The 12569-nt window shown below is 40.0% G+C and carries 11 protein-coding genes; 9 read left to right on the forward strand and 2 right to left on the reverse strand.

The window, feature by feature from the left end:
• Positions 1-144: 144 nt before the first annotated feature.
• Positions 145-831 (reverse strand): ATP-dependent Clp endopeptidase proteolytic subunit ClpP, encoded by a 687-nt coding sequence (clpP, locus tag AC0N32_RS12265; protein ID WP_089999356.1) that lies wholly within the window; start codon positions 829-831, stop codon positions 145-147.
• A gap of 107 nt (positions 832-938) precedes the next feature.
• Positions 939-2921 carry a DNA primase gene (gene dnaG / locus AC0N32_RS12270; RefSeq protein WP_476394147.1) on the reverse strand — a complete coding sequence of 661 codons (1983 nt, stop codon included), beginning with the start codon at positions 2919-2921 and terminating at the stop codon, positions 939-941.
• Between the two features lie 124 nt (positions 2922-3045).
• On the opposite strand from dnaG, the gene tsaE reads away from it, so the two are divergent.
• From tsaE to AC0N32_RS12315, 9 genes are all read left to right on the forward strand, one after another.
• Complete coding sequence (gene tsaE, locus AC0N32_RS12275; protein ID WP_476394148.1) at positions 3046-3453, forward strand: tRNA (adenosine(37)-N6)-threonylcarbamoyltransferase complex ATPase subunit type 1 TsaE; 408 nt, start codon at positions 3046-3048, stop codon at positions 3451-3453.
• 69 nt (positions 3454-3522) lie between these two features.
• A complete protein-coding gene (locus tag AC0N32_RS12280; protein ID WP_476394149.1) occupies positions 3523-4716 on the forward strand; it encodes an alanine dehydrogenase in 1194 nt (397 codons plus the stop codon).
• The gene (locus AC0N32_RS12285; protein ID WP_476394150.1) at positions 4716-5087 is read left to right on the forward strand and encodes a hypothetical protein; all 372 of its coding nucleotides are present in this window, start codon (positions 4716-4718) and stop codon (positions 5085-5087) included. Before AC0N32_RS12280 ends, AC0N32_RS12285 begins: the two co-directional genes overlap by 1 nt.
• Positions 5088-5100: 13 nt before the next feature.
• Positions 5101-5871 (forward strand): sensor histidine kinase, encoded by a 771-nt coding sequence (locus AC0N32_RS12290; RefSeq protein ID WP_476394151.1) that lies wholly within the window; start codon positions 5101-5103, stop codon positions 5869-5871.
• Positions 5849-6559, forward strand: coding sequence for a LytR/AlgR family response regulator transcription factor (locus AC0N32_RS12295; RefSeq protein WP_476394152.1), 711 nt, complete (start codon positions 5849-5851; stop codon positions 6557-6559). Before AC0N32_RS12290 ends, AC0N32_RS12295 begins: the two co-directional genes overlap by 23 nt.
• A gap of 96 nt (positions 6560-6655) precedes the next feature.
• The gene (locus AC0N32_RS12300; protein ID WP_476394153.1) at positions 6656-8935 is read left to right on the forward strand and encodes a cation:proton antiporter; all 2280 of its coding nucleotides are present in this window, start codon (positions 6656-6658) and stop codon (positions 8933-8935) included.
• A 274-nt stretch (positions 8936-9209) separates the two neighbouring features.
• A complete protein-coding gene (locus AC0N32_RS12305; protein ID WP_476394154.1) occupies positions 9210-10055 on the forward strand; it encodes a prephenate dehydrogenase in 846 nt (281 codons plus the stop codon).
• 268 nt (positions 10056-10323) lie between these two features.
• Positions 10324-10617 carry a hypothetical protein gene (locus AC0N32_RS12310; protein ID WP_476394155.1) on the forward strand — a complete coding sequence of 98 codons (294 nt, stop codon included), beginning with the start codon at positions 10324-10326 and terminating at the stop codon, positions 10615-10617.
• 75 nt (positions 10618-10692) lie between these two features.
• Positions 10693-12342, forward strand: a complete 1650-nt coding sequence (locus AC0N32_RS12315; RefSeq protein WP_476394156.1) for a serine hydrolase domain-containing protein — start codon at positions 10693-10695, stop codon at positions 12340-12342.
• Positions 12343-12569 lie beyond the last annotated feature (227 nt).

Raw genomic sequence — 12569 nt, forward strand, 5'->3', positions numbered from 1 at the left:
CACAGCAAGGGGAAGGAAAGAGAGGGCCTTTGCAGGGGGACAGCGCCGGCGCGAGGAGTAAGAGTGGATAGCCGGAACCAGCTCCTGATAAAAATAAGAAACCGCACCAAAACTGATGCGGTCTGATTTCTCTGAGAAAAGAAATTATTTCTTGTCTTTCGATCTCTGTAAAACTTCGTCTACCATCCCGAAACCTTTGGCTTCTTCGGAGGTCATCCAGTAATCTCTGTCTGACGCTTTCTCCACCCATTCGTAGGTTTGTCCTGAATGTTCGGAGATGATTTCGTACAATTCTTTTTTAAGTTTCAGCATCTCTCTCAGGTTGATCTCCATATCGGAAGCTACCCCCTGCGCACCTCCGGATGGCTGGTGAATCATTACTCTTGAGTGTTTCAGGGCTGAACGTTTTCCTTTTTCACCGGCAACCAGAAGAACGGCTCCCATAGAAGCGGCAATTCCTGTACAGATGGTCGCCACATCCGGCTTGATGATCTGCATTGTGTCATAGATCCCTAATCCTGCGTACACGCTACCTCCCGGCGAGTTGATGTAAATCTGAATATCTTTCGAAGGATCTGCACTTTCGAGGAACAGAAGCTGTGCGGTTACGATATTCGCCACCTGGTCGTCGATTCCTGTTCCAAGGAAGATGATTCGGTCCATCATCAGACGTGAGAATACGTCCATCTGTGCCACGTTTAATCTTCTTTCTTCCATGATGTACGGCGTAAGGTTCGTAGGGCCATACATTCCCATATACTGATCGGTAGCCAGACCGCTGTTTCCTAAATGCTTTACAGAGAAATCTCTGAATTCTTTTTTAATGTCCATATTTCTATTAGGTATTATTAAATTTTTACAAAGTTTAAGTTACAACTTTTATTCCTAAAATATTATAGGACTTTTTGTCACAGAAAGGCATAAAAGTATGACTGCGCTTATCTGCTGCGGCCAGCATAAATCCCTTTAATCGGAGAATATTCGATCATATTGCTCAACTGGATGGAAGCCTGTTTCAGTAAAGTGATCTTTTTGATCAGTTCATAATACTTTACTTCATCCGTATCCCTGTACTGGTCGAGTTGTTTCGATGTTTCTTTGATCACATAATCGATGTATCTATATTTATGCAGTAGAACATCTCCTCTGATCTGATCTTCTACCTTATCTCCATAGTTGGGAGGATAGATATTCCTGGAGGCCCAGTTTTCAAGCTCATCCATGGGGATCAGGGCATCAACCACCTTTGTGGTAATCTCTTCATCCATAAATGACACAAAGAAATTTCCGCTCCTGAGCTCATCTTTCTGAATTCCTTCCTTTACCTGATTGATGATGATTTCATTTTCTTTCACTAAACATTGATACTGCTCTTCTTCAAAATGATGGAGAATTTCTTCAATCACCGTAATCTCATATTCCTCCTGTTTTTCATTTTTCCTTTTCAGCACAATATCTCCAAACATCAGCATATGATCCACCAGTTTATTTTCCATAAACAGCACATCATACAGAAAAGGATCTTCTTTCTCTTCATCCGGCGGAACAAGCTCCATTTTCGGAGCTGCATTTTCTTTAGGCTGCTGAACATGGCTGGTCTTGGTCTGGGTAATCTGCTTCTGGACATCCAGCTCATTGAAAAGACTCTGCTCAGACAATCCGAATTTATTGGAAACTTCTTTCAGATACACCTCTCTTTTCAGGGCGTTCTGAACAAATGACACCGATTTGACGATATCACGGATGGCTTCCGCTTTTTTAATCGGATCGTTTCCTACTTCTTTCAGCAGGATTTCCGCTTTAAAATCAATGAAATCCATGGCCTGGTTTTCAATGAATTTTTCAACATATTCCTGCGGATGCTTTCTGGCAAATGAATCGGGATCGTCGCCGTCCGGGAACAGCAATACCCTGATATTCATACCTTCCGTCAGCAACATATCGATGCTTCGGAAACTTGCTTTTATCCCCGCATTATCCCCATCAAAAAGAATGGTAACATTTTCCGTAAGTCTTTTTATTAATTTGATCTGCTCTGTCGTAAGAGAAGTCCCTGAGCTCGCAACAACATTTTCGATTCCCGACATGTGAAGCGAGATCACATCCATATAGCCTTCCACCAAAAGACAGACATTTTTTCTGGAAATCGCCTGCTTGCTTTGGTTTAATCCGTAAAGAACATTGGATTTATGATAAATTTCCGTCTCAGGAGAATTGAGGTACTTAGCCGTTTTGACGTTATTCTTAAGAATTCTTGCCCCGAACCCCAAAACTCTTCCGGAAAAACTGTGAATAGGGAAAATTACCCTTTCACGAAAACGATCGACCCCGGAAGGTGTGTTTTCGGGAAAGATGGAAAGTCCTGATTTTTCAAGAATTTCTTTAGCATAGCCTTTTTCTAAGGCATATTCTGTGAATGCATTTTTCTTTTCAGGAGAATATCCGAGCTGGAATTTTTTAATGATATCATCCTTCAGCTCCCGTTCCTTGAAATAAGAAAGCCCGATCGATCTGCCTTCGTCCGAATCCCAGAGTATTTCCTGGAAATAATTATTGGCCACTTCATGGATCTTATACAGAAGATCCCTTTCCGTATGTGCCTGTTTGGCTTCCTCAGAAAACTCGCGCTGATCTTCTTCGATCTCGATTCCGTATTTTTTAGCGGCATGACGAAGCGCTTCCGGATAGGTGAAGTTTTCAATTTCCATAAGAAATGAGATCGCCGTTCCTCCCTTTCCGGTGGAGAAATCTTTCCAGATCTGCTTGCTGGCAGAAACCACGAAGCTCGGGGTTTTCTCGTCATGAAACGGACTGAGCCCTTTGTAATTAGACCCCGCCCTTTTCAGCTGCACATATTCTCCCACGATCTCTTCTACACGGATCGTTGAGAATATTTTATCGATGGTCTGCTTGGAAATCATGATGTAAAAATAGGTATTTTAAGTAGAATTCCTGTACCCGTAAGGACAGGTATCATAAAGAATATTGCTAAAATTTTGATTACTAAATCACTTACATTATCTATTTTTGCATTAAAATAAAGGTATGCAGTTTACAATAAAAGGTATCGAAGACTGGCAGGGAATTGTTGAAAGAATAGTTCCCGAACTCAAACACAACATCCTGCTTTTAAAAGGCAATCTCGGTGCCGGGAAAACCACTTTCAGTCAATTTTTACTTAAAGAACTGGGAAGCAGCGACGAAGTAAGCTCTCCGACGTATTCAATTGTGAACGAATACAGCACTCCGAAGGGAAAGGTTTTTCATTTTGATCTTTATCGCTTAAAAAACATCGATGAAGTATATGATATCGGCATTGAGGAATATCTCGACAACGCTTTCCTGTGCATTATAGAATGGCCTGAAGTCTATGAAGATGATCTATACGGACTGAAGTACCACGAAATGAGTATTGTAAACACCGGTGAGCAGAGAGAAATCTCATTCGACTAAATATTATGTATCTTTGTTTCTGAAATTGAATGTAAATAACAGTCTGTAAGAATTTAATTAATTTAAAGGATGAGTACTACAAATATTTTTACTCCTTTTACCGAAGAGGAACTGATGCCGAAAGAAGAAAAGCTGGAGGTCATCAAAAAAGGGAAACAGTTCAGCATAGGAATCCCTAAGGAAACTTCCCTGAACGAAAGAAGAGCCTGCATCACGCCGGATGCTGTACAGGTTCTGGTAGAAAGTGGTCATGAAATCATTATAGAATCCGGAGCCGGCCTCGGTTCTTTTTTTACAGATCTGCAGTATTCCGAGTCGGGAGCGAAAGTCACGAATGATCCCAGAGAAGCTTTTTCGCAGGATCTCATCCTGAAAGTGAATCCGCCAACGGACGAAGAAATCGACTATATGCGTCCCAACACGTATCTTGTTTCTGCACTCCAGATCAATCTGAGAGATAAAGATTATTTCCTTAAACTGGCCGAGAAAAAAGTAAACGCCATCGCTTTTGAATTTATCGTCGATGAATATAAACAACTGGCTTTGGTAAGGCTTGTAGGTGAAATTGCGGGAACCGTTTCTATTTTGTATGCCTCAGAACTGTTAGCGCTATCAAACGGGCTCATGCTGGGAGGAATTACAGGCGTAAGGCCGGCCGAAGTTGTCGTACTGGGTGCAGGAATTGTAGGAGAATTTGCCACGAAAGCAGCTATAGGACTTGGTGCAAGTGTAAGGGTGTTCGACAATTCATTATCTAAACTGAGAAGGCTTCACACATTGGTCGACAGCCGTGTTCCGACCTCCATTATCGATCCTAAAGAATTAAAAAAAGCTTTACGAAGAGCCGACGTCGTGATCGGCGCCTTGCCAAGACTTAATATGACCCCGATTGTAACCGAAGATATGGTCATGAAAATGAAAAAAGGCAGCGTCATCATTGATATTACCATCGACAACGGAAAAGTGATCGAAACCTCCGAACTCACGACCATGGAAGATCCCTACATCATCAAACACGGTGTCATCCACTGCGGACTTCCGAATCTTACCTCAAGAATGCCGAGAACGACCACCAAGGCTATTTCCAATTTCTTTCTTTCCTATATATTGCACTATGACGAAGAAGGTGGCTTTGAAAATATGCTGGTCCGGAAAAATGAAATGAAACAGAGCCTGTATATGTATAAAGGCCGACACACAAAGAAAATCATCTGCGACCGTTTCGGACTTACCTACCATGATATCAATCTTTTAATCTTCTAATGAAAAAACTCAAATTCTATATGATAGGTCTTATTCCGGGACTTATTATCGTATTTTTTATTTTAAACAAAAAAGGCGCAAGCTGCAGCGGATATCTTCCCAACAGCCGTGTGATCGCAGAAACATTATCGAAAGACTTTACGTATACCGACCAGTTTAAAGCCGAAATGTCTGCATCAAATGTTAATGAAAAATTCCTCAAAGACAGTATTATTACCCAAGGAAAAATCGATTTCGACAGAAGTCATGCCCAGAAAAAGCCTTGTCCGGATTATCTTTTAACCTATCCGGAAAATAATCCCACCTACGAAATTACATTTGAGAAATGTGAAGAACAGGCAACGATGACTTCGCTTAAAAAGCTCAAATAACACGTTCCGAAAAATGGGAGGCAATTACTACATGATTCATGATTACCTGATATTCATCGGGGTTTTTGCTATTTTCTTTTTTCTGACGTTGAGCATTTATCTGTTCAGCCAGAACCAAAATTTCAAGCGCAGAAATGCCCGGCTTTCGGAGGCTAATAAAATGATTGAACAACGCCTTAATGAAGTTCAGCTCGAACATATCGGCACCAAGCTGAACCCGCATTTATTCAAGAACATCTTAAATTCGGTACAGTCGCATGCGTATCAGACCTATATGTCTCTGGACAAACTGGCCAATGTGCTCGATTATATCCTTTATGAAAGCAACAACAAATTCGTAAGCCCTAAAGAAGAGCTGAATTTTGCCTTAAGTCTTATTGAGATCAATAAAATAAAGGTCAATCCGCTTTTTGATTTCAGGATTAAATCTAAAATTGATAAATCTGATCCGCTGAACGAAGAGAAAGTTTTCGCACCGCTTATTTCCGTAGATCTTATCGAAAACGCCTTTAAGCATACGGATTTTCTTGCCACAGATTCATTTATCTCTATTCAGCTGGAACTGCAGCAGGGAATCTTTTCCATGAAAGTCAGCAATAAAGCATCCCTTAAAAACGCGCTTGAGAAAGAAAAAAGCGGGTTCGGAAGCCAGTCGCTGGACCAGCGGCTGAAAATGATCTACAACAATCACTATTCCCTTCATAAAAGTTTAAAAAACGGTATTTTTACGGCAGAGCTAACCATAAATCTCGGAGAATTCTATGATAAAATGCGTTATTCTTGACGATGAATTACTCGCAATAAGCTATCTGAAACTTCTGTGCGAGCAGATCGAAGAGGTTGAGGTCATAAAAGTATTCAACGATCCTAAAATCTTCCTCAATGAAATCGGGGATATCGACTGCGATGTGTGTATCCTTGACATAGAAATGCCGGGAATGAGCGGTCTTCAGGTTGCCGAAATGATTTCAGATTCTAAGAAAATTATTTTCACAACAGCTTATAAAGAGTATGCTGCAGAAGCATTCGACCTCAATGTAGTGGATTATGTCAGGAAACCGATTAAAAAGGAACGGCTCGTCCAGGCGTTTGAAAAGGCAAAACAGATCGTTCAGAACAGTCAGAGAAAAGACTTTATCGAATGGAACACCAATATAGGCAAGACCGTTATTTTTACCGATCAGATCGCTCACATTAAAACCTCGGAAATAGACAGTCGTGACAAAGATCTCATCCTGAAAGACGGCAGTAATCTTGTTTTAAAAAACCTCAACTTTAAAAATCTCCTGGAAATGCTTCCTGACAAGGACTTTATTCAGGTCAATAAAAAGGAAATTATCGCGGTCTCTTTCATCAAAGTTTTTTCTGCCAACGAGATCATCACCACCATTCCTGCTGAACCCGACAGCTTTCTGAAGCTCCAGGTCGGGGAAACTTACAGAAAAAGGCTTTCGGAACTCTTCGGAAAATAAGTTTCGCTGCATTATTTATTGCTTTCATTACATTTAAAAAAGAATACGTTTTATCATAAGGATATTCTTATCAACTTTGCGTAAAATATCGGAATTATGAACTTTGGCAAATACAGAAATATTATTTTCTATATCGCTACCATTGCTGCTTTTTCGTTTTTGATCTACATTTTCATCATTGAAGGGCAAACGCTGGAAGCCGGAGAAAATATTGTCATCAAAACCAATCACAGCTCTACCTGGGATAATTTTCTGGAATCTTTCAAAACGAATTTGCATCATCCGCTGGCATTATTACTTGCTCAGATTGTAACGATTATTCTTGTAGCAAGACTCTTTGGATGGATCTGTATCAAGATCAAGCAGCCTTCCGTTATTGGTGAGATGATTGCAGGGATTGTTTTAGGTCCGTCACTTGTAGGAATGTACTTTCCGGAATTCTCTGCTTTTCTTTTTCCGAAAGAATCATTAGGAAACCTGCAGTTTCTGAGCCAGATCGGCCTTATTCTTTTCATGTACATCGTGGGAATGGAACTCGATCTGAGTGTATTGAGAAAAAAAGCACATGACGCTGTTGTCATCAGCCACGCCAGTATCATCATTCCTTTTGCTTTGGGAATAGGTTTATCCTACTTCATTTACAAAGAATTTGCTCCCGACGGAATTCAGTTTACTTCTTTTGCTTTATTCATTGCGATTGCGATGAGCATTACGGCGTTTCCTGTACTGGCAAGAATCGTTCAGGAAAGGAATCTTCAGAAAACGAAACTCGGAACGGTTGTCATTACCTGTGCCGCAGCCGATGATATTACGGCATGGTGTATTCTGGCAGCCGTAATTGCTATCGTAAAAGCAGGATCTTTTGCCAGTTCGATTTATGTGATCTTAATGGCGGTCGGCTATGTATTTTTCATGATAAAGATCGTAAGGCCATTTTTAAAAAGAATCGGAGATCTTCAGGCGGGGAAAAACAGCATTAACAAACCGATGGTGGCGATCTTTTTTTTAACGTTAATACTGTCAGCTTATACTACAGAAGTTATCGGTATTCATGCACTTTTCGGAGCTTTTATGGCCGGAGCCATCATGCCGGAAAATGCAAAATTCCGGACGATGTTTATCGATAAGGTAGAAGATGTCGCGCTCGTCCTTTTGCTTCCTTTGTTCTTCGTATTTACGGGGCTTCGTACGCAGATAGGATTATTAAATGATGAACATCTCTGGATCACGGCAGGGTTTATTATCCTTACTGCTGTCGTAGGAAAGTTTGCAGGAAGCGCACTGACCGCTAAATTTTTAGGGATCAACTGGAAAGAAAGTCTCACTATCGGAGCACTGATGAATACGAGAGGATTAATGGAGTTAATCGTTCTGAATATTGGCTATGATCTGGGAGTTCTAAGCCCGGAAATCTTTGCCATGATGGTGATTATGGCGCTATTTACTACGTTCATGACAGGGCCTGCACTCGATTTCATCAACTTTATTTTTAAATCTAAAAAGACAGAAGAAGAGCATAAAGACCAAAATGATGCTAAATACAAGGTTTTGCTTTCTTTTGATAATCCCGAATCCGGAAGCACCCTGCTGAAGATTGCCCATGACTTTACCAAAAAAATGAATGCCAATAAGAGCATTACCGCGATGAATATTGCGCCAGTCAACGAAATGCATGCTTACGATATCAATGAATATGAGAATGAACAGTTCAGAAATGTAATCGATACTTCCCAGGACCTTCAGTTGAAAATCACGACTCTTTTTAAAGCGTCAACGGATATCGAAAGTGATCTTACGAATATTTCAAACAAAGGAAATTATGATCTTCTTCTGATCATGCTGGGGAAATCAATGTATGAAGGAAGCCTGCTCGGAAGGCTTTTAGGATTTACCACGAAAATCATCAATCCTGAAAAACTTCTCAATACCGTAAAAGGAAAAGGAAATATATTCAACAACTCCCCTTTTGATGATTTTACCCTGCAGATCCTGGACAAAACCAATATTCCGGTCGGCATAATGGTGGACAAGAGCTTCATTTCTGCCGATAAAGTATTCGTTCCCATCTTTAACCTGAGTGATTTTTACCTTCTAGAATATGCCAAAAGGCTGATCAACAACAACAATTCCCAAATCATCATTCTTGATGTGGCCGGACAGATCAGGAGCAATATTGAAATAAAAGAACTCATCAGAAGCATCGAACAGGTAGCGCCCAATCACATCACTTTATATAATGAGAAGAAGATCGAGAAAGACTTTCTTACTTCCCAGGACCTTATGCTGATCAGCAGTAAAAGCTGGAAAAGCCTGATCGACACCAAAAGCCTATGGCTTTCGGACATTCCTTCTACGCTGATCATCAGCAATCCGTAAAAAAGTGAATGGTGAATTTTGCTTCGCACGTCAATGGTCAATTTTTTAAATTCACATGAAATTATTGACTGCAAAGCAAATTGACAACGAAGTGAATTGACTTTTAAATTCACTATTCACTTTTTGAAAAAAATTCTCTATCTTCGCCCTGTGATTACCAACATCGGAACATATTATTACGGAATTTTTAGCTCATCTCTGGGATAAGGATTTCATGAATATATAACATCACCTCGTCCCCTGGGCGGGGTTTTTTATTTTTAAAATTTAACAGATGAAAATAAGTATTATAGGCGTAGGATTGATCGGAGGTTCGATTGCTTTAAAACTAAGACAGAAAGGCATCGCCGATTTTATTTACGGAATAGACAACAGCACGGAACATCTTCATGAAGCGCTGGATTTAAAGATCATTGATGAAAAAGCAGATTTCGAAGACGGGATCAGAAATGCCGATCTCGTTATTCTGGCGATCCCGGTAGATGCCGCGAGAAAAATATTGCCCCGGGTTTTAGACCTGATCTCTGATCACCAGACCGTCATGGATACCGGCTCTACCAAGGCGGGAATCGTACATGCTGTGGAGCATCATCCTAAGAGATCGAGATTTGTGGCTTTTCACCCGATGTGGGGAACCGAAAACAGCGGTCCCAAATCTGCCGTTTCAGAAAGTTTTGCAGGAAAAGCGGGTGTCATCTGCAACCGTGAAGAATCTGCGGAAGATGCCCTTAAATTAGTTGAGGACGTTGCAAAAAACCTGGATATGCACCTCATCTACATGAATGCGGACGACCACGATGTGCATACGGCCTATATTTCACATATTTCGCACATTACCTCTTATGCACTCGCCAATACCGTTTTAGAAAAAGAACGCGAGGAAGAAACGATCTTCCAGCTGGCCAGCTCGGGGTTTTCTAGTACCGTACGTCTGGCGAAGTCGCATCCGGAAATGTGGGTTCCCATCTTTAAACAAAACAGGGAAAATGTTCTTGATGTTTTAAATGAACATATTTCGCAATTAAGAAAATTCAAATCGGCGCTGGAAAAAGAAAACTTTGATTACCTGGAAGAGCTGATCTCCAATGCCAACAAGATACGGGGAATCCTTGATAAATAAGCTCTATTTTTAACATTAAGAAATTAAGATTTTTTTTTACAACATCGTTTATTGATGATAGCTTTAATTATCGAAAGCGAGCAGAAGCTTCTGCGGTGGTAAAAGTTAAGAATAAACAAAGTTTATTTTAGTTCAGAAAAATTAAGCTTGGGAGAGATAAACGAAAAATTCTTCGTCCTTTTTAACAGGCTAAGAATACAATTTTTATTTTAACATTAAGGATTTAAGTTTTAATTTCTTAATTAACCTTGCTTTAAATATAAATTAATTGGTTTATTACCAAATCGAAGTAAGCCGTTACCCAACGGAAGTAGATTGTTACCGTAGTGAAGTTGACCGTTACCATAGTGAAGTAGACTGTTACCATAGTAAAGTAGACTGTTACCGTAGTGAAGTAGAATGTTACCATTGTGAAGTAGACCGTTACCATAGTGAAGTAGACTGTTACCGTAGTGAAGTAGACCGTTACCGTTATGAAGTAGAATGTTACCATTGTGAAGTAGACCTTTACCCGAGTGAAGTAGACTGTTACCGTAACACAGAACACACTTTTATGGCCTAACTAGGTTAAAAAGATTATCTTTACTTAATTCAAAGCAGGCGTGTTTTACCGCCAAATTTTAAATAATTACTCACTATGAAAACCACACTTTTATTCATTTTAACGGCCCTGATTGCTGTTTCTCAGAATCTTTTTGCCCAGAATATCTCAGGATCATGGAAGGGAGAATTAGACTTACAGGGGAACAAGCTTCCTCTTATTTTTAACATCAGCCGGGAGAAAGAAGTTTACACGGCTACGATGGATAGTCCTCTACAGGCTGCTGAAGGGATTCCTGTGGATAAAATAACTTTTACTGACCCAGAATTGATTTTAGAGCTCTCGTCTATCGGCGCATTTTATAAAGGGAAATTTGATGATGGAAAGATTTCCGGGCAATTTGTCCAGAGAGGACAGATTTTCCCTTTGGTTCTTGAGCCTTATGATAAAAAGAACAGTGCAGCACTGAAACCTGAAATATTGAACCTGTCTGCGAATATGAACGAAAGCCTGCAAAAAATTGAAAGCTTTATTTCTTACCTCGAAAAAAACAATGCGGAGGCCGGTGAAATTTCAATTTTTAAAGACGGAAAAGAAATTTATAAAAGGAATTTCGGCGAAAATAAACTTCCGCAGTTTCAGAAGGGAAAAGAAACTTTTCAGATCGGCTCGATCACCAAAACAATGACGGCCATCATGATCTTTAAGCTGATTGAAAAAAATCAACTAAACCTTAACGATCGCCTGTCAAAATTTTATCCTGAAATCCCGAACGCCGAAAAAATAACGATCTCGCAGATGCTGAGCCACACCTCAGGACTTGGCGATTACATCATGGGAAAAGATACGATGAAATGGCTGACGGAGAAGGTTTCGGAAGAGCAGATCATGAATCATATTATTGAGCAGGGATCGCTTTTTGAACCCGGAACCAAAACACAGTATTCCAATTCCGGCTATTATCTTTTAGCGAAAATTCTTGAAAAAATAAGTAAAAAACCGTACGCCGAAAACCTGAAGGAATATATTGTTACGCTATTACAGCTTAAGAAATTCTATACGGCGAGTCAGAAACCCACCGATGTTTTTCTTCCATACAGCTATGCCAACCGGTGGGAACCTGTAAAAGATTTCAACTTTAATAATATCGTTGGCGTAGGCGATATCGCAACAACACCGACCAATCTGAATATCATTATCAATACTTTATTTGCCGGGAAGCTCGTTTCCGAAGAAAGCCTTGCTGCCATGATGCCACAGGACGATAAATTCGGACGGGGACTTGCTATCGTACCTTTTAACACCAAGATTTTTGTGGGCCACAGCGGCGGAACCTACGGAACCAACTCGCTGATGATCTATAACGGCGAAGATGATCTGTCAATTTCTTATTCACTGAATGCAGACCGCATAGGAGCCAATACTTTCGTTATTGATATCCTGAGTATTTTGTATAATCAACCCTTTGAAATGCCGACTTTCGGTCCGAAAATCAGCGTTGCAGATTTGCAGAAATACGTCGGCGATTATACGTCAAAAGATATTCCGCTGGGACTTAAAATTTTTGTGAAAAATGACGGACTGTTTGCCCAGGGAACCGGCCAGCCCGAATTCCCCCTCGAATATGCAGGAGATCATCAGTTTAAATTCGATAATTACGGCGTGAAGATCAGGTTTTATCCCGAAAAGCAACAGATGGAACTAAAACAAAACGGCGGTACGTTTTTATTTGATAAAAAGAAATAAAAGAAAAAATCCTTAGAAGTTTATTCCAAAGATTTGTTTATTAAAACTATATTTTAAATAATACGTCAAGTTTTTTTGCTTGATGCATAACCTATAAATCAAGGTGTTTCATACAAAATGAATATTGAAGATTTTAAAAGAATATTTAATAAAAAAGCAGTAATTATTAAAAAATAAAGTGATGACAGAACAAGGAAACATAAAATATAATACAAAAGGGGAAAAAC

This window comes from Chryseobacterium endophyticum, assembly GCF_056333165.1.

Excerpts from the sequence above, each read along its gene's own strand:
- tsaE (WP_476394148.1), top strand. The coding sequence starts at position 3,046 with ATGCAGTTTACAATAAAAGGTATCGAAGACTGGCAGGGAATTGTTGAA.
- AC0N32_RS12300 (WP_476394153.1), top strand. The coding sequence starts at position 6,656 with ATGAACTTTGGCAAATACAGAAATATTATTTTCTATATCGCTACCATT.
- AC0N32_RS12285 (WP_476394150.1), top strand. The coding sequence starts at position 4,716 with ATGAAAAAACTCAAATTCTATATGATAGGTCTTATTCCGGGACTTATT.
- AC0N32_RS12305 (WP_476394154.1), top strand. The coding sequence starts at position 9,210 with ATGAAAATAAGTATTATAGGCGTAGGATTGATCGGAGGTTCGATTGCT.
- AC0N32_RS12280 (WP_476394149.1), top strand. The coding sequence starts at position 3,523 with ATGAGTACTACAAATATTTTTACTCCTTTTACCGAAGAGGAACTGATG.
- AC0N32_RS12295 (WP_476394152.1), top strand. The coding sequence starts at position 5,849 with ATGATAAAATGCGTTATTCTTGACGATGAATTACTCGCAATAAGCTAT.
- AC0N32_RS12315 (WP_476394156.1), top strand. The coding sequence starts at position 10,693 with ATGAAAACCACACTTTTATTCATTTTAACGGCCCTGATTGCTGTTTCT.
- clpP (WP_089999356.1), bottom strand. The coding sequence starts at position 831 with ATGGACATTAAAAAAGAATTCAGAGATTTCTCTGTAAAGCATTTAGGA.
- AC0N32_RS12290 (WP_476394151.1), top strand. The coding sequence starts at position 5,101 with ATGGGAGGCAATTACTACATGATTCATGATTACCTGATATTCATCGGG.
- dnaG (WP_476394147.1), bottom strand. The coding sequence starts at position 2,921 with ATGATTTCCAAGCAGACCATCGATAAAATATTCTCAACGATCCGTGTA.